Origin of the sequence: Psychrobacillus sp. FSL K6-1464 (assembly GCF_038003145.1) — a bacterium.
Lineage (GTDB): Bacteria > Bacillota > Bacilli > Bacillales_A > Planococcaceae > Psychrobacillus > Psychrobacillus psychrotolerans.
Window position 1 is genome coordinate 3,566,880 of the sequence record NZ_JBBOOP010000001.1, and the last position, 23,511, is coordinate 3,590,390.

The 23,511-nt window shown below is 36.5% G+C and carries 41 protein-coding genes; 6 read left to right on the forward strand and 35 right to left on the reverse strand.

Annotated features, from left to right (window positions below):
- The 12 genes from MKX39_RS18310 to MKX39_RS18365 all read right to left on the reverse strand — a co-directional run bounded on the left by MKX39_RS18310 (position 1) and on the right by MKX39_RS18365 (position 6,965).
- Positions 1-1,755, reverse strand: coding sequence for a terminase large subunit (locus MKX39_RS18310; protein ID WP_340771019.1), 1,755 nt, complete (start codon positions 1,753-1,755; stop codon positions 1-3).
- A gap of 5 nt (positions 1,756-1,760) precedes the next feature.
- Positions 1,761-2,126 (reverse strand): P27 family phage terminase small subunit, encoded by a 366-nt coding sequence (locus tag MKX39_RS18315; protein WP_340771516.1) that lies wholly within the window; start codon positions 2,124-2,126, stop codon positions 1,761-1,763.
- Positions 2,127-2,240: 114 nt separating this feature from the next.
- Positions 2,241-2,522, reverse strand: a complete 282-nt coding sequence (locus MKX39_RS18320; RefSeq protein WP_340771024.1) for an HNH endonuclease — start codon at positions 2,520-2,522, stop codon at positions 2,241-2,243.
- A gap of 63 nt (positions 2,523-2,585) precedes the next feature.
- Positions 2,586-2,783 carry a hypothetical protein gene (locus MKX39_RS18325; RefSeq protein ID WP_340771026.1) on the reverse strand — a complete coding sequence of 66 codons (198 nt, stop codon included), beginning with the start codon at positions 2,781-2,783 and terminating at the stop codon, positions 2,586-2,588.
- 99 nt (positions 2,784-2,882) lie between these two features.
- Positions 2,883-3,419, reverse strand: a complete 537-nt coding sequence (locus MKX39_RS18330) for a hypothetical protein (protein ID WP_340771029.1) — start codon at positions 3,417-3,419, stop codon at positions 2,883-2,885.
- A 42-nt stretch (positions 3,420-3,461) separates the two neighbouring features.
- Complete coding sequence (locus tag MKX39_RS18335; RefSeq protein ID WP_340771033.1) at positions 3,462-4,427, reverse strand: DUF6731 family protein; 966 nt, start codon at positions 4,425-4,427, stop codon at positions 3,462-3,464.
- A 307-nt stretch (positions 4,428-4,734) separates the two neighbouring features.
- Positions 4,735-5,025, reverse strand: coding sequence for a hypothetical protein (locus tag MKX39_RS18340; protein ID WP_340771036.1), 291 nt, complete (start codon positions 5,023-5,025; stop codon positions 4,735-4,737).
- Positions 5,026-5,169: 144 nt separating this feature from the next.
- Positions 5,170-5,712, reverse strand: coding sequence for a site-specific integrase (locus MKX39_RS18345; protein WP_340771037.1), 543 nt, complete (start codon positions 5,710-5,712; stop codon positions 5,170-5,172).
- Positions 5,709-6,158: an ArpU family phage packaging/lysis transcriptional regulator gene (locus MKX39_RS18350; protein WP_340771040.1), complete on the reverse strand. Its 450-nt coding sequence runs from the start codon at positions 6,156-6,158 to the stop codon at positions 5,709-5,711. Before MKX39_RS18350 ends, MKX39_RS18345 begins: the two co-directional genes overlap by 4 nt.
- Before the next feature lie 88 nt (positions 6,159-6,246).
- Positions 6,247-6,423: a DUF3954 domain-containing protein gene (locus MKX39_RS18355; protein ID WP_340771042.1), complete on the reverse strand. Its 177-nt coding sequence runs from the start codon at positions 6,421-6,423 to the stop codon at positions 6,247-6,249.
- A 58-nt stretch (positions 6,424-6,481) separates the two neighbouring features.
- Complete coding sequence (locus MKX39_RS18360) at positions 6,482-6,700, reverse strand: hypothetical protein (RefSeq protein WP_340771044.1); 219 nt, start codon at positions 6,698-6,700, stop codon at positions 6,482-6,484.
- Between the two features lies 1 nt (position 6,701).
- Complete coding sequence (locus tag MKX39_RS18365; protein WP_340771046.1) at positions 6,702-6,965, reverse strand: hypothetical protein; 264 nt, start codon at positions 6,963-6,965, stop codon at positions 6,702-6,704.
- Positions 6,966-7,121: 156 nt separating this feature from the next.
- Between MKX39_RS18365 and MKX39_RS18370 the strand changes: the two genes are divergently transcribed.
- A complete protein-coding gene (locus MKX39_RS18370) occupies positions 7,122-7,301 on the forward strand; it encodes a hypothetical protein (protein ID WP_340771048.1) in 180 nt (59 codons plus the stop codon).
- 22 nt (positions 7,302-7,323) lie between these two features.
- Here the strand turns inward: MKX39_RS18370 and MKX39_RS18375 are convergent, their stop codons facing one another.
- From MKX39_RS18375 to MKX39_RS18435, 13 genes are all read right to left on the reverse strand, one after another.
- Positions 7,324-7,518, reverse strand: a complete 195-nt coding sequence (locus MKX39_RS18375) for a hypothetical protein (protein ID WP_340771049.1) — start codon at positions 7,516-7,518, stop codon at positions 7,324-7,326.
- A gap of 353 nt (positions 7,519-7,871) precedes the next feature.
- Complete coding sequence (locus tag MKX39_RS18380) at positions 7,872-8,132, reverse strand: DNA-entry nuclease (protein ID WP_340771052.1); 261 nt, start codon at positions 8,130-8,132, stop codon at positions 7,872-7,874.
- A gap of 159 nt (positions 8,133-8,291) precedes the next feature.
- Positions 8,292-8,444 (reverse strand): pilus assembly protein PilO, encoded by a 153-nt coding sequence (locus tag MKX39_RS18385; RefSeq protein WP_340771054.1) that lies wholly within the window; start codon positions 8,442-8,444, stop codon positions 8,292-8,294.
- 3 nt (positions 8,445-8,447) lie between these two features.
- Positions 8,448-9,134, reverse strand: a complete 687-nt coding sequence (locus tag MKX39_RS18390) for a Rha family transcriptional regulator (RefSeq protein ID WP_340771058.1) — start codon at positions 9,132-9,134, stop codon at positions 8,448-8,450.
- 14 nt (positions 9,135-9,148) lie between these two features.
- Positions 9,149-9,280, reverse strand: a complete 132-nt coding sequence (locus MKX39_RS18395) for a hypothetical protein (RefSeq protein ID WP_340771060.1) — start codon at positions 9,278-9,280, stop codon at positions 9,149-9,151.
- A 14-nt stretch (positions 9,281-9,294) separates the two neighbouring features.
- Positions 9,295-10,122, reverse strand: coding sequence for a hypothetical protein (locus MKX39_RS18400; protein WP_340771062.1), 828 nt, complete (start codon positions 10,120-10,122; stop codon positions 9,295-9,297).
- Complete coding sequence (locus MKX39_RS18405) at positions 10,064-10,855, reverse strand: conserved phage C-terminal domain-containing protein (RefSeq protein ID WP_340771064.1); 792 nt, start codon at positions 10,853-10,855, stop codon at positions 10,064-10,066. Before MKX39_RS18405 ends, MKX39_RS18400 begins: the two co-directional genes overlap by 59 nt.
- 15 nt (positions 10,856-10,870) lie before the next feature.
- Positions 10,871-11,056, reverse strand: coding sequence for a hypothetical protein (locus MKX39_RS18410; protein WP_340771066.1), 186 nt, complete (start codon positions 11,054-11,056; stop codon positions 10,871-10,873).
- A 90-nt stretch (positions 11,057-11,146) separates the two neighbouring features.
- The gene (locus MKX39_RS18415; RefSeq protein WP_340771068.1) at positions 11,147-11,278 is read right to left on the reverse strand and encodes a hypothetical protein; all 132 of its coding nucleotides are present in this window, start codon (positions 11,276-11,278) and stop codon (positions 11,147-11,149) included.
- The gene (locus tag MKX39_RS18420; RefSeq protein WP_340771070.1) at positions 11,271-11,744 is read right to left on the reverse strand and encodes a hypothetical protein; all 474 of its coding nucleotides are present in this window, start codon (positions 11,742-11,744) and stop codon (positions 11,271-11,273) included. The genes MKX39_RS18415 and MKX39_RS18420 overlap by 8 nt, the downstream gene beginning before the upstream one ends.
- A gap of 142 nt (positions 11,745-11,886) precedes the next feature.
- Positions 11,887-12,390, reverse strand: a complete 504-nt coding sequence (locus tag MKX39_RS18425) for a helix-turn-helix domain-containing protein (RefSeq protein WP_340771072.1) — start codon at positions 12,388-12,390, stop codon at positions 11,887-11,889.
- 113 nt (positions 12,391-12,503) lie between these two features.
- Entirely contained in the window at positions 12,504-12,803 is a 300-nt protein-coding gene (locus MKX39_RS18430; protein ID WP_340771073.1) for a hypothetical protein, read from the reverse strand.
- Positions 12,803-13,024, reverse strand: coding sequence for a helix-turn-helix transcriptional regulator (locus MKX39_RS18435; RefSeq protein ID WP_340771518.1), 222 nt, complete (start codon positions 13,022-13,024; stop codon positions 12,803-12,805). The genes MKX39_RS18430 and MKX39_RS18435 overlap by 1 nt, the downstream gene beginning before the upstream one ends.
- 192 nt (positions 13,025-13,216) lie before the next feature.
- Here MKX39_RS18435 and MKX39_RS18440 point away from each other — a divergent pair, with 192 nt between their 5' ends.
- The 5 genes from MKX39_RS18440 to MKX39_RS18460 all read left to right on the forward strand — a co-directional run bounded on the left by MKX39_RS18440 (position 13,217) and on the right by MKX39_RS18460 (position 16,554).
- Positions 13,217-13,891, forward strand: coding sequence for a helix-turn-helix domain-containing protein (locus MKX39_RS18440; protein ID WP_340771075.1), 675 nt, complete (start codon positions 13,217-13,219; stop codon positions 13,889-13,891).
- Between the two features lie 64 nt (positions 13,892-13,955).
- Positions 13,956-14,432: a hypothetical protein gene (locus tag MKX39_RS18445; RefSeq protein ID WP_340771077.1), complete on the forward strand. Its 477-nt coding sequence runs from the start codon at positions 13,956-13,958 to the stop codon at positions 14,430-14,432.
- On the forward strand, positions 14,404-14,778 hold the full coding sequence (locus tag MKX39_RS18450) for a hypothetical protein (RefSeq protein ID WP_340771079.1): 375 nt from the start codon (positions 14,404-14,406) through the stop codon (positions 14,776-14,778). Before MKX39_RS18445 ends, MKX39_RS18450 begins: the two co-directional genes overlap by 29 nt.
- Positions 14,779-14,863: 85 nt before the next feature.
- Positions 14,864-15,301, forward strand: coding sequence for an ImmA/IrrE family metallo-endopeptidase (locus tag MKX39_RS18455; protein WP_340771080.1), 438 nt, complete (start codon positions 14,864-14,866; stop codon positions 15,299-15,301).
- Positions 15,302-15,360: 59 nt separating this feature from the next.
- Positions 15,361-16,554 (forward strand): tyrosine-type recombinase/integrase, encoded by a 1,194-nt coding sequence (locus MKX39_RS18460; protein WP_340771084.1) that lies wholly within the window; start codon positions 15,361-15,363, stop codon positions 16,552-16,554.
- 47 nt (positions 16,555-16,601) lie between these two features.
- On the opposite strand, the gene rpsI is transcribed toward MKX39_RS18460, so the two are convergent.
- From rpsI to rpsM, 10 genes are all read right to left on the reverse strand, one after another.
- Complete coding sequence (gene rpsI, locus MKX39_RS18465) at positions 16,602-16,994, reverse strand: 30S ribosomal protein S9 (protein ID WP_093537835.1); 393 nt, start codon at positions 16,992-16,994, stop codon at positions 16,602-16,604.
- A 22-nt stretch (positions 16,995-17,016) separates the two neighbouring features.
- A complete protein-coding gene (rplM, locus tag MKX39_RS18470; protein WP_093537836.1) occupies positions 17,017-17,454 on the reverse strand; it encodes a 50S ribosomal protein L13 in 438 nt (145 codons plus the stop codon).
- Positions 17,455-17,620: 166 nt separating this feature from the next.
- Positions 17,621-18,370, reverse strand: a complete 750-nt coding sequence (gene truA, locus MKX39_RS18475) for a tRNA pseudouridine(38-40) synthase TruA (RefSeq protein ID WP_093537837.1) — start codon at positions 18,368-18,370, stop codon at positions 17,621-17,623.
- A 15-nt stretch (positions 18,371-18,385) separates the two neighbouring features.
- Positions 18,386-19,183 (reverse strand): energy-coupling factor transporter transmembrane component T family protein, encoded by a 798-nt coding sequence (locus tag MKX39_RS18480; RefSeq protein ID WP_340764019.1) that lies wholly within the window; start codon positions 19,181-19,183, stop codon positions 18,386-18,388.
- Positions 19,183-20,052 carry an energy-coupling factor ABC transporter ATP-binding protein gene (locus MKX39_RS18485; protein WP_340771085.1) on the reverse strand — a complete coding sequence of 290 codons (870 nt, stop codon included), beginning with the start codon at positions 20,050-20,052 and terminating at the stop codon, positions 19,183-19,185. The genes MKX39_RS18480 and MKX39_RS18485 overlap by 1 nt, the downstream gene beginning before the upstream one ends.
- Positions 20,028-20,876, reverse strand: a complete 849-nt coding sequence (locus MKX39_RS18490) for an energy-coupling factor ABC transporter ATP-binding protein (protein WP_340771087.1) — start codon at positions 20,874-20,876, stop codon at positions 20,028-20,030. Before MKX39_RS18490 ends, MKX39_RS18485 begins: the two co-directional genes overlap by 25 nt.
- A 321-nt stretch (positions 20,877-21,197) precedes the next feature.
- Positions 21,198-21,578, reverse strand: a complete 381-nt coding sequence (rplQ, locus tag MKX39_RS18495) for a 50S ribosomal protein L17 (protein ID WP_093537841.1) — start codon at positions 21,576-21,578, stop codon at positions 21,198-21,200.
- Between the two features lie 53 nt (positions 21,579-21,631).
- A complete protein-coding gene (locus MKX39_RS18500) occupies positions 21,632-22,576 on the reverse strand; it encodes a DNA-directed RNA polymerase subunit alpha (protein ID WP_093537842.1) in 945 nt (314 codons plus the stop codon).
- 134 nt (positions 22,577-22,710) lie between these two features.
- A complete protein-coding gene (gene rpsK / locus MKX39_RS18505) occupies positions 22,711-23,100 on the reverse strand; it encodes a 30S ribosomal protein S11 (RefSeq protein WP_093537843.1) in 390 nt (129 codons plus the stop codon).
- Positions 23,101-23,125: 25 nt separating this feature from the next.
- Positions 23,126-23,491, reverse strand: coding sequence for a 30S ribosomal protein S13 (gene rpsM / locus MKX39_RS18510; RefSeq protein WP_093537844.1), 366 nt, complete (start codon positions 23,489-23,491; stop codon positions 23,126-23,128).
- Between the last annotated feature and the right edge of the window lie 20 nt (positions 23,492-23,511).

Here is a 23,511-nt window from a genome sequence, read left to right on the forward strand (position 1 = left end):
TTAACCCCCTAACCATGCCGAAGCATCGGATGCTTTTGTCATATCTTCTAGCATTTGTACAGCTCCGAAAACACCAGCGTCAAATAAATCGATACGTTGAGTTCCGCCATCACCATCTACTTTTTCGTACTGTATCATGTCATCTGTCTTCTCTATTGCTCTAACGTTCTGAACGCAATATTCAAATGCTTGATTATGCACATAATAAAGGCTGCCATTTTTCGCCTTAACTTCTATACGTCTGAAGCCTTCTGATTTTTTATAAAAATACTGAGGTTGATCTACAATTTTGAATCCTGCTTTTTTCATACCTAAGAAAAATTCTCTACCAAACTTTCTATCAAATCCAACTTTTTTAATTTTGAATCCTTTTTTCTTCATTACTTTAAACCAATTAATAATATCGTCATAATGAACTGTTGCAGTATTACTCATAGTTAATACACCATCATCTTGCCAGCCGAAAAGAGGTATACCATCTTCTTCTGCTTTGGCATGGGCCGCAACAATTGGGAAAAATGCATGAGTAATGACAATATCAATTTCTTTCCCTTTATAGTTATAAGTTCCGTATAACGCTGCAGCCGTTAAATCATGAAGCTTAGATAAATCGGCGCCACCATACCAACTAATGTTTAATTTCGCTAACTCTTCTAATGTCCAATTATATTGGATATCCGATGATTTAAATTCATTTATGTCAAAATAGGCTTTTAAAGATGATGTAAAGATATTTAATGTTTTATTCAAAAACTCTCCTCTAGTTTGAGGATCATTCATTGCTAATTCTGCATCACGGATTAAATCATTTAACTCGACTGATACACCACAAGAAGGATTAGCCATTTCCAAAATTGCTGGATCTGTATAATCAATTACATTTCCTTTATCGTCCTGGTCTGCTTTGCAAATGAAAATAAAATATTCATCATCTTCAATCGTGCCATTCAATACTTTCTTACAATACTCTAAACGCATAGCTAAAAACCCGTTAGGAATGTCTCCAGCTGTAGAAATAGCAATAAGCAACTTATTTCTATAGGCCTTTTGTGAGTTTTTCATTAAGATATACTGTTTGGCTGATTGCCATGTATGAACTTCATCTAAAATTAACAGGTTACTATTTAATGAGTCCAAACGCTTTGGATCATTTGCCAACGCTTGTATTAAAATAGAACCGCCATCACTAAAGTTCTTCGTAATAGAATGTTCTTGGTTATTGTCCCTTACTCGAATCGTTTTGTCGTTGTATCGATTAACGTTGTATGTTAAAAAACCAAATGACTCCATCGTTTGTTTCAAACTGTTAGCTAAGATATATAACTTTGAACCAGACTTCCGTTCTAATATTGATAATGCCCAGCCTAGAGCACTAGCGAAAGCAGTCTTGCCATTCTTACGAGCAATCATTAATAGCGATTCATGAAATCGACGAACAATACTATCTCTGAGGAAAAATCCAAGCAAGTTAACGATAATGAAAATTTGCCAAGGTTGCAGTATTAATGGTGTACCCTTTAATGGGTTACCTTTTAAATCCTCCCCTTGCTGATGAGAAATCGTTCCCTCTATTAGACCTATAACAAAATCAAATTGATCCTGTCGGAAATCTAAATCATCACGTTCTAAATCATTAAGAAATCTTTGTGCAGCAAACCTATTTTCTTCACATGCTATTTTAATGCCGTTTACAATCGAGCGAGCATATTCTATTGCTATCTCAAAATTTTTAGAGTTAATATGTGAGATATCCATTTATATCACTTCGGACTAGCAAGATATTGATCCAGTATAGAACCTGCTTGCTTTTCTTTACTTGGAGTCTCAATAAATAATGATTTCGGGTTTAAGCAAAGTCTGTCTGAATAAGAAACAATATCTTTCCTCAGCGATTCCATTGCGGTAAGTAATGGCACTTTCCTTTGATTTGTCGCTCCTGCTTTGTTTGTATATTCCTCTGTAATTAGATAATTTGACTCTTCAAACTGTTGTTCAAAAAGTAAATACTGATGCAACATCCCTGAATAAATATCAACTAAATTGTTGTACTCTTTTTTATAAATTCCAAGGCTCTTCATCTCACGAATTACAGCACTTCTGAACTGTTTTTTGGTTTTTACTGTCACCAATTTCTCACCTCTTTCAATTCGTCATTTATATTTTCACACCCCTTTTTCTCTCAAATCTTGTCGTGGGGGGAAACATCTCCCACCCTCGGTCCCTTAAACAAAAAAAAAAAATTAAAAAAGAGGGGGGGATACTTTTTCTCTCCAATACTCTCCTAATTCCGTTAAAGTATCGTTCGTTCGGTCATGCATCTTGTCATGACAAATACCACATAGAGATAATAGATTCCATGTGGTCAATCTTAAATCAGGATGTTCTAACAATGGATTGCAATGATGAACGGTTGTTGCTTGCCGGCTCTTGCCGTATCTTTTACACTCTCTACATTCGTATTCATCACGTCGTAATATCTTTGGCCGTTTACTTCGCCAGGCTTTTGATTTGTAGAAAGTCATTAACTCACCACCTTTTATGTATAATAAAAAGCCACAACTCGTAATGAGTGTGACTCTTCTTTATTATTTTCGTTCAAATAAATTGAAGGAAATTATATATTGTCCACATATATATCCTGTGCCGAAAGGATTTTTAACTTTTAATATTTCTGCATTTCTAATGAGATTAGTAAAATCTCTTTCAGCTTGTAGAAGGTCGCCATCCAGTACTGCTTCATGTGTGGAACCATCTATTAATGTAATTTTTGCTATAACTGACATGTAATCACCTCCATCTACACTAATCATAATGTGAATGGAAATGATTGTCACTATTATAAATTTGACCAAAAAAAAGCACCTCAGTTGAGATGCTTTGCTTCAAGACATAGGTTTCCTTTCTTCGGGATCCGAAGCTGCTAAATTTGTTACGACCCTCAAACTATAAAGTGCACCTAATGAAATATGAATTAAAAAATACGACCATACTATAATTCCAATAAAAGCGATAATCGGATTACTTATTTCGCCAACGATACCTATGCCCAAATTAATCAGTATGAAATATATGCAAGCTTGGACCTGTTTTTTTAGCCCATCATACAGATAGGCGTGTAATACTGGAAATACTTTTTTTAGCCTTTCAAATATAGGGCTACCTTTTAAAGTGACCAACAAGGTTAGGAACACCCCATTGAGAGTTAGTAGCGCCGCAGCATACGTAATTATACTTCCAGAATTTTCACGAATACTCCCTAAAAATCCAAGGTAATAAAGTAATAAGAGGAGAGAGCTCAATGAAAAGTTTACTAGCCAACTTTTAGTTTCCCAACAATCCCAAAAGCGATTAGTTTGTTTTTTTATTTCTAAAAATAATCGCTCGCCTAGCCTTTTGATTATCGGAAAAACTTTCCCCATCGAAATCCCCTCCTCCTCCGTTACGTTTTCTATTTCCCCATATTACATTTCACGAATCACCCTTGCAATCTTTCTTCGTTGTTCTAGATAAGATTCCATATAAGCAGTATGGATTAATTGGTGCCCTATCGTTGCTCTATTCTCAACAACCACACTAATTTTATTAGTTAATCTTGGTGTTAAGAGATTTACAATTTCTATTGGTGATTCTAAATCTTCTCTTGAAGTTATTTCGATATTTGGTCTTTCCCTCTCGTCTTCGATGTTTTTAAATCCTTCAACAATTTCTTGGATAATCTCATTGTCAAGCGTCTCTTCTTTTGCAACTTGACCCAATGAGACAGTCAATTCAAAGTTCAATCCTTGTAAACGACCTAGCAATTCCGAAACCTCATTTAATGTCCCATGTTGTGCTAATGCGTCAGCTTCTACACTACTTCCCTTAACTGTGATTTTACGAAAAATTTCAGAATCCTGAATTGTGTCTACCTTACTGTAATCGATAAGTGGGTTTAGTTCCACCTTCATGGGAACTTGTTCCTGTTCGCCAACCTGTTGTTTATATCTTCTCCTTAATTCCGTCAAATAAACTTCGATTTGAGGGATGTTTAAGCTATATTGGTTAGACTGAACTCCTACAGTATTGTATGTCGGGTCGAACATAATCGTGACAAACTCTCCAATATATTCATCGTGATTTAAATTAATATCTTCTTTTGGGCTTCCAACTCTTTTCTTGGCTGGGATATTGGTATCTCTCAACTTGGATATTTGAAAAGTATAAAAATCACTACCCATGACGTTGATAATAGTTTCTCTTTCAAAATCCGCTATATATACTCCAACATCTACTTCTCCGTTCAATACATTCCTACCTACAGCTAAATAGTCTAGCATCGGTTTCATATCCCACGGTGCTGCTATGTTTCGCCCTGCCATATTCCCTGGAAGTCCTTCAGGTGTCAAATTCACCATAAAATAATTGAATCTTATATACTTTCTAGCCATTTACAATATCCCCTTTAACTCTATGAATTTATTGATACAATCATACAGTATTTGGGGATACTGGTAAACTATTAGACCTATAAGGAACACTTGTTCCGTTTATATTATCTTATATATTCGTCAAAATCAAACAAAAACTACCACAAACTTTAAAGGGGATTAAAGAATCTGTGGTAGTTTTTTGAAGGGAAATATTATAAACAGATTACCAACCTATTTATCTAACACTACTATTATTGCACGCTATTCGCCAAATGCTCTGCCATCTTTCTGCCTAAAGTCTGCCACAAATCTGCCAAAATATTTTTTACCTTAATATACTTCTTTTCTTATTTTGATTGAATAATTTCCGTGCCAGCTCATGCATCTGATCAGTTGGCTTGGACCTTAGTAAATCAGAAATATCCTTAGTGATTAGCTTACGATTCCCAATCCGATGTCCTTCCTCATTTAGTTCCTTCGTTATTTTGGTGACATTTTCTCTAAGTACATAAAGCTTAAATACTTTCTTCTCAAACGTATCATCCTCATAGTTGTCTACTTCTTCAATATATTTTTCCAGTTTCTTAATTTGTTCCTGCGCTTCATATATCTCCATCTTATTTCCCCCTTCACTTCACTTCAATACATAGACTGTTGCACTCACCATGTTCCTAAAACCCTTTATTTATAAGGCTTCAATACACTTCTATAAATGAGTGCACGATACGTATTTTTATGTTGCAGATATAGCAAAAAAAATTTATATTCTATACTTGTCCATTGCTTTATCTAATGCATCTTGATGTATACCAATATATTTCAAGGTTATAGATGGACTTGAGTGGTTAAAGAGTTCCTGTAATATGGCTACATCTTTTGTCTGTTGGTAGAAATGATAGCCAAATGTTTTACGCAATGTATGTGTTCCTACTTCAGTTATATTGACATAGTCTGCAGCATCTCGAAGGATACGATAAGCCGTTGATCTATCTATTGGCCTGTTGTCTCCTTGACGGCTTTTAAATACATAAGAATAATCATTTAAACTTTTTATATATGGAAGGATTTCTTTTTTTATATAACCAGGTAACTTCACTCGTTTTCTTTTAACTGTTTTTGTTTCTCTAATATCTATATGGGAAGCTAATAGATCTTCTTTAACCAGCGGTAGAAGATCTGATATTCTTAATCCTGTTCCAATTCCTAATATAAATAAAAAATAATCACGATCGTTCTTTTGTTTCAAATAAGCCTTCATCTTTTCTACTTTTTCTAAATCCCTTATCGGTTGAACAATATTCATGAAGCGCTCACCTCCTTCTCTTTATAAACCTCAATTTTCAGTGCAAATGCTAATTTGTAAAATGCACGAGCTTTTAGTCGGTAGTACTGTCTTTCCGAGATATTAAGCTTTGCATATACTTGATAATCAAATTCTTCGTTTTCCTCTAAATACCTTAGGATAATGAGTTTTCTCTCTTCGTTTGAGAGACGATTAACTGCACGTAGCATCACCTCAATGAACTTAGCACGCTCTCGTTCGTAATCTACGTTGGCAAGTGCTGCAGTTTCTGTAGAAGAACTTGGTAAACTAGGTGAAGGCGGAACTAATGTATACTTTGCTGTAACTGATGGTAATTTATCTAAACTTAACTGCAGTGAATACAAACGGTATTTCTCTAAAATAGATTCAACAACTTTCTTAGTTGCATCACGATCAATTTCCGGCAAGTCAAAATGTAACTGCATAAATATTCCTCCCTTTTGTCATATAAAAAGAGCACTAAGTAAACGTCATAATGACGTTCTCCTAGTGCCCTCGGTTGTTCCGATAAGCTCATACAAATTTAATTGATGCTTCTATAGATCCATTGCACGGCTTGCCACCTTGCCAATTGATTACTTGCTTTCCAAAGCCATCTAGAGGACGTGGCAATTCAGCAAGTTTTCCATCCCTCACAACGTACGTTGCGTTCTTCATCAAATCTACTTCTGCAACCATAGCCTTTTCCACCAAGACTCCTCCTTGTGTTATAATTGTCTTGTCGGAGACAGGAGAAATCTTGTCTTTTTTAGTATCCAAATATTCCTTTTTCCCTTGGCTTAATTTCCCCTATTTCAGCCCTGTCTAATGCTAGCAACAATGCCTCTATAGGCTTTCTTTTCATTTTTTCTGCTATTTCTTCAATTTCACAACCTTCATTCCAGTAGACTACAATTTCATCTAATTCAGCGGATTTGTAAACTGTGTTGACCTTATGCTTGTCATCTTCAAATAGATAGTAATTCATGCTAGCTCCCTCGAATCGGTTTTGTTATAGCCTCTTCCTTCGTGTAATTTCCGCTTTTAAATCTTCTACTTGCTGCAATTAATGAGATTCCATTTTTCATCATGATTTCTCTATCTTTTTGGTTAAATATTTTACTTACTCGCTTGTCTTGTAGTGGTTCTGTTGCAGCTCTTTCATAATCCCAATTGTTTTGTATCCTAGATACGTAAACTGCATCAGGTACACCGTTTCGTCTGGCTACCTTTCTCCAGTGATGGAAGTCCAAATTTATCCCTCCTACGTCGTTTTTTGGTCGTTCTAAGGTCTCCCGAAGTCCCATTCTAAATTTTCCCAACACTCTTTTATTGGTAATTTCCTTCCATTTATTAATTTAATGCTGCATAATGGTTAGTAAGAAATTCGAACTACCAGGAGTGCATAAATGCCTATATTATTGATTTATAAAGAACTTAACCAACTCGTAGATGAATATTACAAATGTCCAGATATGCAAATTAAAGAACTAATTCTTACAGACCTTAAGCTTTTGACAGAGGTATTGTTACTATTAGCAGCATCTGAATCCAATTCAGAATTCACTTTACCTTTAGAATCTGATTAAGATTACAGCATCTTGATGACACCTAAGACAACCCGATAACAATTTTATCCACTGGCTCATAACCCTCGATTAAGGCTCTTGCTAGTGTCCAGTCATCAATTTTAGTAAGGCGTTCATCTAACTGATTTCTATTCATGAAAGTGACCCGTGCACCTAGTCCTTTTTTGTAATACTCGATTGCTTCAGCCACATCTTTTTCGATTAAAACTTTCGGCAAGTTAATTCTCCTTTCTTACGACACTTTTTGGTCGAACTGTGACTTAGATATTATTTAAACATTTGAAACATGTTGCTTTCAGATACGTATAATAGATAATTAATATTTAGAAAGTTGGTATACTAACATGTTTAAATCAGAAGTAACTAACGAAATAATATTTATTGTCCTCTTGTTTTTATCAATGGCAGTATCATTATCCACCTACTTAATCACCACATCTTTTAGAGTATTTGTAATCCTTGTATTCTCAGCTTTGATTTTAAAAAGTACATACAAAATTATTAAAATCAAGAAACAGAAAGCTGATTAAATTTCGGCTTTTTTACTACGCTTTATGTGTCTAGTACGCCTCACCAGTGTTTATTTAGATTTTTGTAATACTGAAATAAACCACTTTTATTTAGCTCGTTAACCTTTTGACTTATAGTTGTTTCTGTTTTTCCAAGTGCAAGAGACATTGTTTTAGTTGAATCTAAATGCCAATACTTGCACATGTACTCTAACTCTGGTTCGCTAAACGGTTTTCTGTGATTTTCATGATACTCAGGATGATACTTCATTTGACCGAAACGATCATATTCAATGGGCGTAGCTTCTGGATTGTTCTGCATACATCTTTAACCCTTCCAAATCTCTGTTTTCATGCTCGCAACTTGGACACTGAATAATGTTTGTATTAGGCAATATGTTAATCTCTTCTTCTTTTGAAATAATGATTGGGTTACTACAGTTTTCACAGAGACAAAATAAGTTATTGTGTTTTTCGCTGTTCATGCTGATTGCTCCTCTCGTATTCCCAAGCGTATCTCAGCTTCTTGTAAGCGTGATTCTAGTAAATCCATACGCTTTTTGTTTACGACCTCATTTATAGGCCCTGTAGGTTGTACAAGGTAAAATCCTTTTCCCGGAATCCAGTTAGGCATTATTTAAGCCTCCTTAGAAATTGTTAGTTTTGAAGGAACGAAAGTATCAACCAATTTAATTGATTCTTGAAGATTACGTTGTTTAACATCCCTGTAAGATCTAACCCCGTATTGAGTTTTAATTGCTCTGTATATATCACGAAATAACTGACTTTGAAGAGATTTATTATTTTTTTCTAGCTTGTAAACTCTTTCGGCTACCGCTAACTGCAAGCGTCTTTGCTCTCCGCTATTTAAAGTGATCTGATTTTCAACCATATGTTGCAATTCAACTACCTTTCCCTTAATGACTTCCATTTCCTCAGACGTTTCAAGTGAAAGCTTCATAGCTGCCTTAAGTTGCTCTTTTTCGGTTAAAACTTTTGGAGTGTTTAATGCTTGTTGCATTTCTTCAAACTGTTTAACGTAAGCGGCAGTAAATAGAACTCCTTGTGTTCCAGTCATTTTATTGCCAATCATGTCGCAACCAATTTTTGTTAACAAATAGCAAGGTCTCACTTCCTTCTTAGCATCTGTGTATTCGCTTGGGATGAAGTAATCTAACGAGCGTAAGTTTGCGCTCGTTAATATACCAGAGTATTTGCGTATAGATCGCATAAGTTCTTTGTGTTCCTTGCCAGTCATTTCAGCAACTTCACGACTGCTAATAACTTTTGCTCCTTGATAATCAAGTACCGTTAACTCATTCATGTTTAATCGCTCCTTTAAGGTTTCGTGTAGTGGTCGTATTCTTCCAATAAGCGCTCATCCGTCATTCCCTCGAAATAAGGTCTAAACTTTCCACTCATAAATACCAATGATTCAATGACACCCTCACGATCAAGTGTTTCTTGCATTTGAACGCTCCTTTCTAAAATGGGATATCCCCTATTCGGTGGTCCTTTGTTTTTTCAAAGACTATGAATTTAGGTTTTTTAAAGCAACGTGATAGTAATTTTTCATCATACAGTTTATTTAAAGTAATACTAGAAAGGTTTGTTGTGTAGATCGTCACCTTATCTTGTCTACTAGAAGACAATGCATATAAAAATTTATGAACAAAATCAGTGGCAGCCTTTTCTGTATCTGTTGCTCCTGACTCAGCGCCTAAATCATCTATAACCAAGAAGTCGACCGTTTCTATCAATTTCAGAAAATAGAATTCATTCAAAACTAAATCGGGGTTTTTATACGATTCTCTTACTCTACGAAGCATTAACTCAAAACTGATAAATGCACATGATTTTTGCACTGGTTCCTTGTCTCCAATGCTTTCAAATTTCACCGAGTTTAACTCTCTTAAAATTGCATAAGACAAGTGACTTTTCCCAGTTCCCGCTTTTCCTTGAAAGATAATATTGAATATTTGACCCTTCTTTATTCGGTTCACACATTCTAGAGAAATCTGTTTATTTATGTTTGCCTCTGAATTTGCGTCAGCAGTGTAATTTTTAAGTGATGCATTTAGTAACGTGCGATCAGATAACAGACTTTTTTGCTCAAGTACTAGGCTCTTTGAACCTTGAAGTTGACTATTCATCTTGTTTTCTAACAGTCTACTTTCGTTATCTGCAAAACATCGGGGACATTGTGCAACACCTTCAAATTCAACCAATTGAACATCATGCACTGAGCATTTTTCAGAACGGTAAATCATTCTGTCTTCTAAACTCTTCACCACGTTGCTGATTTGCTGCATTCTTGTTCACCACTTTCTTTTGGTTTCGATAGTTTTCAAAATTTGTGCCGAATAGAGTAGATGGACGTAAGTACTGATTCCATTTTTGACTATCTAACCACTCACTTACTTTTACATCAATGACATGAAGAAAGACGTCTAGGCGATGTCCTTCATTCCAGCGGGCTTTAATCTTGGATTGTGTTGCCTGCGAACTCGCTTTAAAATTTGTATTTGCTTTGATGTTTAGATACTCGATTATTTTCGAATAAGGAATGTCGTCGGGCTTGTCCGACAATATCTCTTTATGATCTGTAGTAATCTCTGTAGTAATCTCTGTTAAAGATTCCGACAAATTGTCAGTATCGTTAGTTACACTTTGTAAGTTTCCATCCTTACAATTTGTCACTATCCAACTGACAAGATTGTCAAAACACAGCTTGTAGTGAACCGTTGGACTTCCATTTGCTTTTAATACCTTCGTTTCGATGAGACCTTTTTCTATTAATTTCTTGGCAGAATAACGAACTTGCCTTTCGGTTAAACAAACTTCTTTGGACCAATCTTCGTAAGTTTTATAAAAATATCCATCGTTCCTTTTAGACTTGTCCGAATAAAAAACAATCTGATTTAATAAAACTGATTCTGCTAAATCGCCTGTCATTTCGATGTACAATTTTGGAATCGTAACGATACGATCATGTCCGCTTAACTGCGCTAATACACGTCTAACCTCGTCATATTGACTTGCCACCCGTTACCCACCCTTTCAATTTTCCATTTCTTTTACTTCTGTATACACAAGAGTATTTGCTGGTACACGTAGTTTTTCTTTTATTTCTTCTGCAATAACATGACATTCAGAAACACTTATTGCCGTAACAAATGCCGTGTGTAGCGTAGAAAATATATCCCCTGTTTTCGTTAAAAATTCAATCTCATACAGGACAAACACCTCCTCTGTTTTGAGATAATCTATTCGTTTTTAAGGATTTCTTGACGAGATCGACAGTATAAGTCATAATAAAGATAGATATTTTTTGTACTACTGCTGATCAACTTTGCTGAGTTGTTCAGTTTTTTTATTGTCTTCTGGACTATTCCAAAGCATTGTTGCAGAGGCTACGGCAACGATGGAAAATAAGAATATGAATACGCCTTCCGGACTGTTAAACATGTCGTTTCACCACCTTTATAGTTGGCAGTGGGTCTAAGTTTAGAAAGAATCCTTCTGACTTCGCTTTTGCAAATTCCTTTTCTGTGTATTGCATGGACCATTCATTGCCGAAACAATCAAACATTCTCTGCCTCGCAAGTTCTGCAGATTCTGATTCAATGACTACATACCTGTTCCAATTTGGATGTCCTCCGCCAAATGTAAAAATATGCTGTGTCACATGGCTTTGAACTATCTCATTCCAGTTAGGGTATTTCCAAATCATTTCTGATTGGGTATACTCACGTGCGTAGTCCTCTTGCATTAACTCCAACTGGTGAGCATATATATGAGACTCTTTACCAGTTTTCAAGTTTTTAATGAGAATGAAGTCATCCATATCATGTGCATCTTCAAGAGCCATACAAGCTAACGAAGTAAAATAACGACCGCCGTATACCTTTCCCTTTTCAATGACTCTCGCCATAATCTTTGTACCTCGTTTCTGATGTTGAATCACATCAAGAAGTTCACAAGAGAGGAGGACCTTATGAACTTCTTGACGAGAGCCATACGCTCTGTCATAATTTAAAGTAGGAGATAGACCTTTGCTGATTAACTTGTCCGAGTTAGTCAGCTTTTTTTATGCCAATATATCCTGCACTTATCAACGATGCATAATGTTTGTCCCAGACACCTGTATAGCTTATTTCAGCTTCTTGACAAACCACTGCAACCATATGATCTAGAGCTGTTTGTGCCTCGACCAATTCGTCCAGAACTATCTCTAACGACTGTTTTTCGAAAGGTTGTAGTTTTGTTAATGGTTTTGAGAAACAAAAGTTTTCCAATTTCTCTAGCGCTTCTTTTAACTCTTCGAGAGTCTTCTCTTTAACGCTGGAACGATGTAAGTCTACGTTTGGTCCATCTAACCATCTAGGTCCTGTACCTGTGTATTCATTCCTAACTGTTATTGCAAATTTTGGATCATCATATTTATCTACTAAAGCTCTAGCGATATCTGACGGGACTTTAGTACGTCCGTTTTCATACTTCGATACAGTTTCACGAGTTAAACTTAAATCTAATCCAAAAGATACCTGGGTCTCCTCTCCTCTTAGTTCCTTAACCATTTCCCCCACACACGACCTCGTCACATTTACCACCCTTTCTATTCAATTTAGTTCACATATCTCTATAAAGTTAACTTGGATAAGACCGTCAACTCTAAGGAATATCCTTATAATTAAGACAGGTACTTGTCCAGTACCGAAGTGTTGCTTTCTATCCAAGCGAACACAGCATCACGTGGATAACGTGCTTGAATCGTTTTTAAACGTGGAAACGAATAGTCTTTGATTATTTTGTCTACAGTGGGTTTCTTTACTTGAAGAATCTCAACTAAATGTTCCTTTGTAAGTACAGGAGGATAGGCAAGTTCTGACTTCCCGTCTGATACTCCTTGCTGATAGGCTTGTTTGATTAGTAATTCGAATTTTTGAATCAAGTACTGTTCATTTAATTCTTGCAGCAATGGTGTATTCACTAAATATCATCCTTTCCAAACCCTACTTTAAGACACGGTATGTGTCTTACTTGATTAAAAAAAATTTCATCGACAGTTGTTTCATAATAATCAGCAATTTTTTTTGCTAGATGGAGAGATGGATTTCTATCTCCTCTTTCAATTGAACCAAGCATTTGGGGAGTTATATCTAAATCAGAAGCAACATCTATTCTAGTCTTGTCACCCCGAAGACTAAACAATATAACTCTTTCTTTATGGTTATCTTTCAAGCTTATCACCCGCCTTATTAGAAACGATTTGTTTCTTTGGTTTCATATTACTAGAAACGTATTGTTTCTGTCAACTGTTTTGGAAACTTTTTGTTTCTTTTTTGTTTTTTTATAGAAACAATTAGTTTCTACCAATATAATGTAATCATAGAGGTGATATTAATGTTTGGGAAGAATCTTGCTAAATTACGAAAAGTGAAGAAATTGAGTCAATATGATTTAGCTGAAAGAACGGGGCTATCAAGAGGACAAATCGCCAATTATGAACAAGGCACTCGTCAACCCGACTTTGAGACTTTGTTAAATTTTGCTGATTTTTTCGGGGTTTCTACAGATTATCTTTTAACGGGTGAGCAAAGTGGACAAATAATGATGTTTGAAAATGATATAGGAACTTTCGAAGATCCCTTTAATGTTAGATTTCCGATTAGATTAAAACAAACTATGGAAAATAAAGATATGACAGTAACCAGATTAACTGAAATTTTAGATCTGAAAGAAAGCGAGATAGAAGGATTTTTAAACGTCCCAACAGTTGCTGTAATTCCTTATGACTTAGACAAGATAAAAAAAATTGCTCTCATTTTGGATGTACCATTAAATTACTTAATTGGCGATGAGAATAAAGTGTCCTCTCAAGTAAAAAAAGAAGAACGAGACATAGCAAAACGCTTGGAAGCCTTTAAAGAAGAGATTGAAAACAGTGATGGTCTAGCCTTTGATGGTGAGCCAATGAGCGATGAAGCAAAAGAGTCTTTAACAGAGGCAATGGAACACTTATTTAGACAAACTAAGAGGATAAATAAAAAGTATATACCAAATAAATTTAAAGAATAAGTAAATATCCTGCACTCTACTGAAATTCCTTAAAATTGCTATATATAAAAAGGTGGTGAGGTTTTTGAACCAAGTAACTAAAATAGGCATAAGTGGACTTGTAGTTGCTGCATTACCCTTATTTTCAAAGTTTATCATTCGAGATACTATCCCTTTGAACATTCAATTTTATATTCTCTTTGGTATCATTTTTGTTGGAGTTTCAGTATTCGGGGGAATTTTCTATTTAAGAAATAAAGATTTAGAATTAAGAATCATAGAAATTAAAGATGAAAATAAAAAAAATACAGAAAAACTAGAAACTAGGTATGACAATGAAATAAAGTCTTTAAAAGAGAATATCAAAGAGCTTGAAAATAATCGGGAAGGTCTAAAAAACATAATTACTACTGAAAGACAATATAACTTTGCTTTACGTTCACAACTGGCACTTTATTCTTTCGGTTATCCCGCAGAAAAAAGACTTGAATTAGAACAAGCTGCAACAACGCATTTAGGAGGAGGAATAATAAATGGAAGCGAAAGTAATCAAGATCATTAGTGACAAAGAAATTGTTTTAAATGTTGGTAAGGATAAAGGGGTTAAAGTAGGGGACATCTTCGAAGTAATAGCTAAAGAAGGGGATAGAGTTTATGATCCTGATACCAACGAATTTCTTGGGACTTTAGATATTCCTAAAGCTACTTTAATAGTTGAATATGTATATCCTAGGATGTGTATTTGTACAAACAATGCACCTGCTATTGATCCCTTCACTTCACCATTAGCTATTGGAATTATACCTAGATTAAACGTAGACTTAAATCAAGTGTCTGGTGGTTTCGAGAAACATAGTCTTGCACCTATCCAAATCGGTGATTTTGCATATTTAGATGACAGCTTTTAACAGTAACTTTGAACTTCACTCTTTAAATTAATTGAATATAAAATAAGCTAACAACTAAGAGAATAAAGTGATTTGAGGGATGTTGATGTGTTGGATCAAATCAATTGCAGACGGTTTAACTATGAGTCATAACACTCAAAATCCATTTGAAATAGCAAGTAATCTCAATATCATGGTTATTTTATGGGATTTGCATGAAGAAATTAATGGCTTTTTTAAATATGATCGACGTAATAAATTTATTTATATAAATAGTAATCTATCAGATGAAATGCAGACTGTTGTATGTGCTCACGAATTAGGACATGCGATCCTCCATCCGCGAGCTAATACTCCATTCATGAGAAAGAATACTTTCTTTTCAATAGCTAAAATTGAAATTGAAGCTAATATCTTTGCTGCCGAACTACTTATATCTGATGATTCGCTGAGTGTTTGTAATCATTTTAGTATTTTTGAAATAGCTTCTTTACATAACGTTCCGACAGAACTAGCAATGTTGAAATGTAAAGAGCTTTTTTAATACCCTTTACAAGAACATACGTTTGCGACTTTTAATATTTGAAAGGTGGTGAAAATATTATGGCATCATATCAGAAATACAAGACAAAAAAAGGTCAATTGTGGCTTATTAAAATCGTGCTCGAAGATCCTATAACAAAAGAAAAGTTTCGCACTACTCGTCGAGGCTTCCAATCACTTAGGGAAGCAAAGTTTGCAGCTGAGCAATTAGAGGAAGAAAATAAAAACGCCAGTACGTTGAGAAAATCCAATCAGCTTTTTCGAGACGTTTACCTGGAATGGTTCAAGGAACAAGAACGTGTGCTTAAACCATCTACCATGAAACAAAAACTCACAAAGTTTAATAAATGGATTCTTCCCCATTTTGGTGAATTACCAATCGGTAAAATAAATAAAAAGAAATGCCAAGAGTTTATCGACTACACAGCAGGCCATATAACTTCGTTTAAGGACCTTGTAATCCAAGCCAAGCTAATATTCGATTATGCTATTAAGAATGACTACATAGCCTCTACGCCGTTTAAAAATACGGTCATTCCGGTTAAAGTCGTTGTTGATGACGAAGATGACAAAGATTTTGATGGATTTTGGGAAAGAGATGAAGTAAATAAGTTCCTGGACCTCGTTAAAGAACATGGCACTCTAAAGGAATATGCGATCTATCGAACTCTTCTTTATAGCGGATTAAGAAAAGGTGAGCTATGTGCCTTGATGGAAAAGGATTTAGATGATATGAGGAATGAAATAAGTGTGTCTAAGACCTTGTATTACGAAAAGGGAGAACATACCCTTTTGAAACCTAAGACAGAGAATGGGCGCCGTAAAGTGGATATAGATCAAGAGACCGTTGATGTACTTAAACAATTAATTCGAGAGAATAAAAAACGTAGACTTTCGGATAATATTCAGGTAAGTGAAAAGTTTATTTTTGTTCGAGACGATTTTAGACCAATGCGAGTTGCTTATGTAAATGAACGACTAGAAGCATTATGTAAAAAACTAAGTGTGAGAGAAATTAAAGTGCATGGTTTACGGCATACTCATGCTTCTATGTTATTTGCAGCAGGTGAAAAAATGAAAAAAGTACAGATGCGATTGGGTCACGCTAGATTAGAAACTACCATGAACATTTACACGCATATAACCAAAGAAGAAACTGGCCAGACTCCAAGTTTGTTGCTGGATTATATGCAAAAGGGAGAAATTAAACATTCAGTTGGTCAAACGGTGGTCAAAAGCATAAAAAGAACATAAAAATAGCACCCTCCAAATGAATGGAGAGTGCTCTAGTTGTTGATAGATTAACGTTTTGAGAACTGAGGTGCACGACGAGCGCCTTTAAGTCCTGGTTTTTTACGTTCTTTCATACGTGGATCACGTGTTAAGAATCCTGCTGATTTCAATGCTGGACGGAAATCAGGATCTACTGTAAGTAGTGCACGTGCAATACCATGACGGATTGCTCCTGCTTGTCCTGTGAATCCACCACCGTTAACGTTTACGTGTACATCGTAGCTACCTAAAGTTTGAGTAGTTACTAATGGTTGTTTAATAATTTCACGTAAAGTTTCGTATGGTACGTAGTCTTCTACGTCACGTTTGTTGATAACGATATTTCCTTCGCCCGGTACTAAACGTACACGTGCTACTGAACTTTTACGGCGACCAGTGCCGATATATTGAACTTGTGCCAAGTGAATGTCCTCCTCTTAATTATTATCCGCGAAGCTCGTATGCTTCTGGTTTTTGTGCTGCATGTGGGTGTTCTGCTCCAGTGTATACATGAAGCTTGCTGAACGTTTGACGACCTAAAGAGTTTTTAGGAAGCATTCCTTTAATAGCTAGCTCAAGCATTTTTGTTGGGTACTTAGTACGCATTTCTAAAGCTGTACGTTGTTTAAGTCCACCAGAGAATTGAGTGTGACGGTAGTAAATTTTGTCATTTAGCTTGTTCCCAGTTAAATGAATTTTTTCTGCATTAAGAATGATCACATGATCACCTGTGTCAACATTCGGTGTGAATGTTGGTTTGTTTTTTCCACGTAAAATAGCTGCAACTTCTGAAGCGAGACGACCAAGTGTTTGGCCTTCAGCGTCTACTACTAACCATTTACGTTCTACTTCGTGACCCTTAGCCATGAATGTTGTACGCATGTATTTTGTCCTCCTAATTCAATCATAATCGATCTAAAATTTTCTATATCCTCATACCAATAAGTTTCGGGGCTTATATTGTGGGGTTAAGAAATACCATACATCATCATACCCCGGAAACAACAATTAGTCAAGCGTTTTTCGTAAAACACCTGGTGATGTTGTTTCATCCACCATACGCTACTTTTTCAAGGTATAAACCGTGTGCTGGCGCGGTTTTCCCTGCTTCCTTTCTGTCACACGATGAGAGGATCTTGGAAATACTCTCCACACTTTTTTTTTGAATGCCAACTTCCCATAATGTACCCGCAATTATACGCACCATATTATATAAAAACCCACTTCCACTAATGACCATTTGAAGTTGTTGAGTTTCTTTTTTCACTTCAAAGTTAATAGAGTAAATAGTTCTCACAAAGTCATTTACATTCGTCTTCGCTGCACAAAAACTTGAAAAATCATGGGTTCCCAGTAAATGTTGAGCTGCTTCCTGCATCAATGCAATATCTGGTTTGTAACGATCTGCATGGACGGAAAAATCACGCTCAAAAGGACTATGTATTTCACTAAGTGACCAAATATAACGATACGTTTTTCCAACAGCATGGTATCTGGCATGAAAATCATCCGATACTTGCTCAATCGACAAAATACGAATATCTCTAGGAAGTTGAACATTCAAAGCAGTGCTCCAACGATCTACCGGAAATGTTAGTGGACTATCAAAGTGAATAACTTGTCCTGTTGCATGAACACCAGCATCTGTTCTTCCACTCGCAACTATTTTCACAACTGTGCCTTTATGAATCGTTTCTAAGACACGCTCTATTTCTAATTGAACAGTCCGTTTCCCTGGTTGAATTTGATAACCAGAAAACTGACTTCCATCATAACTAATAATCGCTCGAAGTCTCATCCTACCCCCTCCTCATCAGTTTCTAAAGTAAACCAGTATTACAGCTAGTACGACGAGCGTAAGGAGGGTTAGCGTGTCTCTGAGTGCCCATTCTAGCTTCCGGTATCTCGTGCGACCTTCGCCCCCTCTATACCCTCTTACTTCCATCGCTGTTGCTAAGTCTTCTGCTCGCTTAAAAGCACTAACAAACAACGGGATAAGAAGTGGTACAATTGCATTCATTCTTTCCTTCATATTCCCCGTTGTCATATCAGATCCTCTAGCCATTTGTGCTTTCATAATCTTATCCGTCTCATCCATTAAAGTTGGGATAAATCTTAACGAAATAGACATCATAAGTGCCAATTCATGTACAGGTAATTTCCATTTTTTTAATGGATTCAACAAGATTTCTAATGCATCTGTTATCGAAATAGGTGTAGTAGTTAATGTGAGAATTGATGTTAAAATAACGAGTACGGTAAAGCGAATTGAGATGAATATCCCTTGCTTCAAGCCTTCCTCATAAATTTTGATAAACTTCCAATCCAATATAATTGGACCTTCTCGAGTGAAAAACAAATGCAATAAAAACGTAAATATAATTAAAAAAACGACCGGTTTTAACCCATTAATCAAAAAATATAGTCTAATTTTCGATAGTTTAATGATAAGAAAAGTAAACACCAATAAGATCCCGTAGGTAATCCAGTTATTTGCAATGAAGACAACCATAATAAAGAAAAATACAAATATTAACTTTGCACGAGCGTCTAAACGGTGTATAAAAGAATCTCCCGGAATATAGCGACCAAATATCATTTTCTCTAGCATTAGATTTCACGCTCCTTTTTCAACAGGCGTGCAAGTTCCTCTGCTAAGGCCTCTTCCGTTAAACAAAGATTTGGCAGTTTTTTGTTCATCATCTCTTCTAGTTTCTTTTGAAACTTAATAGATTGAGGTAATTCTAAACGATAATCCATTAAACGATCCTCATCGGAGAATATCTCTTTTGGTATTCCTTGCAGCACACATCGACCATTATGCATAATTGCAATTCGATCTGCATATCTTGCCGCATCTTCCATGCTATGCGTTACAAGAATAGTCGTTAAGCCTTTTTCTATATGGAGTTTATAAAACAGGTCCATAATTTCTTTCCGACCTCTTGGATCAAGCCCAGCTGTCGGTTCATCTAATACTAATACTTCCGGATTCATCGCAAGTACTCCCGCAATAGCAACTCTTCTCATTTGCCCACCAGAGAGGTCAAAGGGTGACTTTTCCATTACCTCTTCAGGCAACCCAAGTAACCTCACTAATTCAATAGCACGGTGTCTTGCTTCCTCTTCTGGCACCCCAAAGTTCATAGGTCCAAACATAATATCCTTTAAAACTGTTTCATCAAATAATTGATGCTCGGGAAATTGAAAGACTATCCCTACCTTTTGTCTAATTTCTCTTAGTTTTTTGTTCTTTTTACCTGCCACAACTTCCGTGCCACCGATACGAATAACACCTTCTGTAGGCTTCAGCAATGCATTTAAATGCTGTAGCACTGTAGACTTCCCTGAGCCTGTATGACCAATGATAGCTTGATAAGAACCTGAGGGAATAAGTAAATCTACATCGTATAAAGCTCTTTTTTCAAATGGTGTATCTTTGGCATACGCATAACTTACTTGTTGAAGTGAGATGTCCATAAATCATTCACCAACTCTTCTTCTGACATATGGTCTGCTACAAGTTGCACACCTTGCGCTCGCAGTAGCCTAGACATATTCATTGCAAAAGGAAGATCCAATCCTAAATCGATTAGCTCCTGCCCTCTTTCAAATACCTCATGTGGTGACCCTGTTGCATATTTCTCTCCCTGGTTCATAACAATTACACGATCAGCGAGAAGTGCTTCTTCTAAATCATGTGTGATAGAGATTACTGTTAGATCAGTTTCTTTCCTTAACTCGTGCACTGTCTGAAGTACCTCTTCTCTCCCCTGAGGATCTAACATAGAAGTTGCCTCGTCTAACAGCAAAATACTTGGTTGAAGCGCGATAGCTCCCGCAATGGCAACTCTTTGCTTCTGTCCACCAGAGAGATGGTGCGGCTCACTATTCATAAAGTCACTCATTTTCACTTTTGCTAATGAAGCATGTACTCGTTCCACCATTTCCTCAAAGGGGATGCCGTTATTTTCTAACGCAAATGCAACATCATCTTGAACTGTTGCTCCTACAAACTGGTTATCTGGATTTTGAAATACCATTCCCATTTTAGAGCGTGTGTCCCATAAATTATGTTCGTTTAATGGTTCTCCAAATATTCGTACTGTTCCCGTCTGAGGAAATAGAAGACCATTCATTAATCGTGCTAATGTCGATTTGCCAGACCCATTATGGCCAACAATCGCCACCCATTCACCTTCATTAATAGTATAAGAGACACTCTGTATAGCTGGGCGTATACCGATATCTTCCTCTGCATATGTAAAAGTAACTTCCTGTAAAGAAATAATTTCGCGTTTCATCCTTTACCTCCTCTGCTCAACTCAGCTGTGCTAATAGTTTACAACATTTTACGATAAATTAAAAAAGCGCGCACCTCATTTTGAGAAATGCGCTCTTCTATAACTTATTTCTTGATTGGTTGCTCAAGACCAACCAGAAAATGAGGTGCGTAGAGCTAGACGAGACGCCACTTCTTAAAATTCAAAGAATTTCATAAGCCCGCTCATCGTAACACTCTGCTTTTATATTGTCGTATAAATCTGTTTGAAAAAAAGAGGGCGGTAGAAACCCACCAAATACCCTCTTCAATTTGGCAGACGAATAAACGTCTGAAAATTAAATTAAACTAACTCAATTACTACTACTGGTGCTCCGTCTCCGCGACGAGGTCCAGCTTTCATAATACGAGTGTAACCGCCTTGACGATCAGCATAGCGTGGTGCTACATCATCAAACAATTTCTGTAAAGCATAGATTGTTGATTCGTTTCCTTCTTCATCAGTAGAAGTAACGACCTCACGACGAATGTAAGCCGCAGCTTGACGACGAGCGTGTAAATCTCCGCGTTTACCTAAAGTGATCATTTTTTCAACAACAGAACGTAATTCTTTTGCACGTGCTTCAGTAGTTTGAATACGCTCATTAATAATTAGGTCCGTTGTTAAGTCACGTAACATCGCTTTACGTTGAGAACTTGTACGTCCAAGTTTTCTGTAACCCATGGATGTTTCCCTCCTTTGGTGAATAATTCAAGTCTTGCTATATCAAAACCCGTTTAGTCTTCTTTACGTAATCCTAAACCAAGCTCATCTAACTTCGCTCTTACTTCTTCTAAAGATTTACGTCCAAGGTTTCTTACTTTCATCATATCGTCTTCTGACTTGCTTGCAAGCTCAAGTACTGTATTAATACCAGCGCGTTTTAAGCAATTATAAGAACGAACAGAAAGATCAAGTTCTTCAATAGTCATCTCTAAAACTTTTTCTTTTTGATCTTCTTCTTTTTCGACCATGATTTCAGCAGTTTGTGCCTCGTCTGTCATCCCTACAAAAATATTTAAGTGCTCTGTTAAAATTTTCGCTCCAAGAGAAATCGCCTCTTTAGGACCTGTGCTGCCATCTGTCCACACATCAAGTGTAAGCTTATCGAAGTTGGACATTTGCCCAACACGAGTATTTTCCACTTGGAAATTCACGCGTGAAACTGGAGTATAAATAGAGTCGATCGGGATTACGCCGATAGGAAGATCCTCACGTTTGTTTTGAACAGCAGGAGTGTAGCCACGGCCTCGACCTGCGTACATACGCATACGGAAATGACCATTTTTGCTGATTGTAGCAATATAGAGTTCCGGGTTTAAAATTTCTACGTCACTGTCATGTGTAATGTCAGCGGCAGTAATCATTCCCTCACCTTTAACATCAATCTCAATGACTTTTTCCTCGTCAGAGTAGATTTTTAAAGCTAGTTTTTTCACATTCATAATAATAGATGCTACATCTTCCACTACGCCTTCAATAGTTGAAAACTCGTGTAAAACGCCATCAATTTGAATAGAAGTAACTGCAGCTCCTGGTAAAGACGACAGAAGGATGCGTCGTAAAGAATTTCCCAAAGTATTTCCATAGCCACGTTCAAGCGGTTCTACAACAAATTTACCAAACTTGGTATTTTCGCTGATTTCTACACTTTCAATCTTTGGTTTTTCGATTTCGATCATTCCAATTTACCCTCCCTCAAAACATCGAATGTATAGGTTCTTTCCATCATGAATTCGATCGTTAACTGATTGCTGTTAATACAACCTCAGTCTGTACAATAAATGATGTTCTCAAACAAGTTGAGTATCACCTATTAAACGCGACGACGTTTTGGTGGACGGCAACCATTATGTGGTACTGGTGTTACGTCTTTAATTGCTGTAACTTCTAGACCTGCAGCTTGAAGTGCACGAATTGCCGCTTCACGACCAGCTCCTGGTCCTTTAACTGTTACTTCTAAAGTTTTAATACCATGTTCCATTGAAGTCTTTGCAGCAGCTTCTGCAGCCATTTGTGCAGCGAATGGAGTAGATTTACGAGAACCTCTAAATCCAAGAGCTCCAGCACTTGACCAAGAAAGTGCATTTCCTTGCATGTCTGTGATAGTCACAATTGTGTTGTTAAATGTTGAGCGAATGTGAGCAATACCGGATTCGATATTCTTTTTCACACGACGCTTACGTGTTTGTTGTTTACGTGCCATGTTAAGAAGAAACCTCCTTTACCGATTATTTTTTCTTGTTAGCTACTGTTTTACGTGGACCTTTACGAGTACGTGCATTGTTCTTCGTATTTTGTCCGCGTACTGGTAAGCCTCTACGATGACGGATACCACGGAATGAACCGATTTCCATCAATCGTTTAATGTTTAGTGATACTTCGCGACGAAGGTCACCTTCTACTTTATATACACCGATTTGTTCACGGATTTTGTTTAGTTCGTCTTCTGTAAGATCACGTACACGTGTTTCTTCAGAAATACCAGCTCCCGCTAATACTTTTTGAGAAGTCGTTTTACCAATACCGAAAATGTATGTTAATGCAATAACAACGCGTTTGTCGCGTGGAATGTCAACACCAGCAATACGTGCCATATGTGTCGTGCACCTCCTTC

What these genes read in the sequence shown, in the direction of transcription:
- MKX39_RS18480 (WP_340764019.1), bottom strand. Translation starts at nt 19,183, where the DNA reads ATGCTAGAGAAAATGATATTTGGTCGCTATATTCCGGGAGATTCTTTT.
- rplM (WP_093537836.1), bottom strand. Translation starts at nt 17,454, where the DNA reads ATGCGTACAACATTCATGGCTAAGGGTCACGAAGTAGAACGTAAATGG.
- MKX39_RS18400 (WP_340771062.1), bottom strand. Translation starts at nt 10,122, where the DNA reads ATGCAGCAAATCAGCAACGTGGTGAAGAGTTTAGAAGACAGAATGATT.
- MKX39_RS18345 (WP_340771037.1), bottom strand. Translation starts at nt 5,712, where the DNA reads ATGAATATTGTTCAACCGATAAGGGATTTAGAAAAAGTAGAAAAGATG.
- MKX39_RS18325 (WP_340771026.1), bottom strand. Translation starts at nt 2,783, where the DNA reads ATGTCAGTTATAGCAAAAATTACATTAATAGATGGTTCCACACATGAA.
- MKX39_RS18360 (WP_340771044.1), bottom strand. Translation starts at nt 6,700, where the DNA reads ATGAATTACTATCTATTTGAAGATGACAAGCATAAGGTCAACACAGTT.
- MKX39_RS18350 (WP_340771040.1), bottom strand. Translation starts at nt 6,158, where the DNA reads ATGCAGTTACATTTTGACTTGCCGGAAATTGATCGTGATGCAACTAAG.
- truA (WP_093537837.1), bottom strand. Translation starts at nt 18,370, where the DNA reads ATGAGACTTCGAGCGATTATTAGTTATGATGGAAGTCAGTTTTCTGGT.
- MKX39_RS18340 (WP_340771036.1), bottom strand. Translation starts at nt 5,025, where the DNA reads ATGGAGATATATGAAGCGCAGGAACAAATTAAGAAACTGGAAAAATAT.
- rpsM (WP_093537844.1), bottom strand. Translation starts at nt 23,491, where the DNA reads ATGGCACGTATTGCTGGTGTTGACATTCCACGCGACAAACGCGTTGTT.
- MKX39_RS18440 (WP_340771075.1), top strand. Translation starts at nt 13,217, where the DNA reads ATGTTTGGGAAGAATCTTGCTAAATTACGAAAAGTGAAGAAATTGAGT.
- MKX39_RS18490 (WP_340771087.1), bottom strand. Translation starts at nt 20,876, where the DNA reads ATGAAACGCGAAATTATTTCTTTACAGGAAGTTACTTTTACATATGCA.
- MKX39_RS18390 (WP_340771058.1), bottom strand. Translation starts at nt 9,134, where the DNA reads ATGAATGAGTTAACGGTACTTGATTATCAAGGAGCAAAAGTTATTAGC.
- MKX39_RS18320 (WP_340771024.1), bottom strand. Translation starts at nt 2,522, where the DNA reads ATGACTTTCTACAAATCAAAAGCCTGGCGAAGTAAACGGCCAAAGATA.
- MKX39_RS18335 (WP_340771033.1), bottom strand. Translation starts at nt 4,427, where the DNA reads ATGGCTAGAAAGTATATAAGATTCAATTATTTTATGGTGAATTTGACA.
- MKX39_RS18420 (WP_340771070.1), bottom strand. Translation starts at nt 11,744, where the DNA reads ATGGCGAGAGTCATTGAAAAGGGAAAGGTATACGGCGGTCGTTATTTT.
- MKX39_RS18380 (WP_340771052.1), bottom strand. Translation starts at nt 8,132, where the DNA reads ATGCAGAACAATCCAGAAGCTACGCCCATTGAATATGATCGTTTCGGT.
- MKX39_RS18500 (WP_093537842.1), bottom strand. Translation starts at nt 22,576, where the DNA reads ATGATCGAAATCGAAAAACCAAAGATTGAAAGTGTAGAAATCAGCGAA.
- MKX39_RS18370 (WP_340771048.1), top strand. Translation starts at nt 7,122, where the DNA reads ATGCCTATATTATTGATTTATAAAGAACTTAACCAACTCGTAGATGAA.
- MKX39_RS18485 (WP_340771085.1), bottom strand. Translation starts at nt 20,052, where the DNA reads ATGGACATCTCACTTCAACAAGTAAGTTATGCGTATGCCAAAGATACA.
- MKX39_RS18425 (WP_340771072.1), bottom strand. Translation starts at nt 12,390, where the DNA reads ATGGTTAAGGAACTAAGAGGAGAGGAGACCCAGGTATCTTTTGGATTA.
- MKX39_RS18455 (WP_340771080.1), top strand. Translation starts at nt 14,864, where the DNA reads ATGTGTTGGATCAAATCAATTGCAGACGGTTTAACTATGAGTCATAAC.
- rpsK (WP_093537843.1), bottom strand. Translation starts at nt 23,100, where the DNA reads ATGGCACGTAAACAACAAACACGTAAGCGTCGTGTGAAAAAGAATATC.
- MKX39_RS18330 (WP_340771029.1), bottom strand. Translation starts at nt 3,419, where the DNA reads ATGGGGAAAGTTTTTCCGATAATCAAAAGGCTAGGCGAGCGATTATTT.
- MKX39_RS18385 (WP_340771054.1), bottom strand. Translation starts at nt 8,444, where the DNA reads ATGCCTAACTGGATTCCGGGAAAAGGATTTTACCTTGTACAACCTACA.
- MKX39_RS18395 (WP_340771060.1), bottom strand. Translation starts at nt 9,280, where the DNA reads ATGCAAGAAACACTTGATCGTGAGGGTGTCATTGAATCATTGGTATTT.
- rplQ (WP_093537841.1), bottom strand. Translation starts at nt 21,578, where the DNA reads ATGGGTTACAGAAAACTTGGACGTACAAGTTCTCAACGTAAAGCGATG.
- MKX39_RS18450 (WP_340771079.1), top strand. Translation starts at nt 14,404, where the DNA reads ATGGAAGCGAAAGTAATCAAGATCATTAGTGACAAAGAAATTGTTTTA.
- MKX39_RS18415 (WP_340771068.1), bottom strand. Translation starts at nt 11,278, where the DNA reads ATGTTTAACAGTCCGGAAGGCGTATTCATATTCTTATTTTCCATCGTT.
- MKX39_RS18310 (WP_340771019.1), bottom strand. Translation starts at nt 1,755, where the DNA reads ATGGATATCTCACATATTAACTCTAAAAATTTTGAGATAGCAATAGAA.
- MKX39_RS18460 (WP_340771084.1), top strand. Translation starts at nt 15,361, where the DNA reads ATGGCATCATATCAGAAATACAAGACAAAAAAAGGTCAATTGTGGCTT.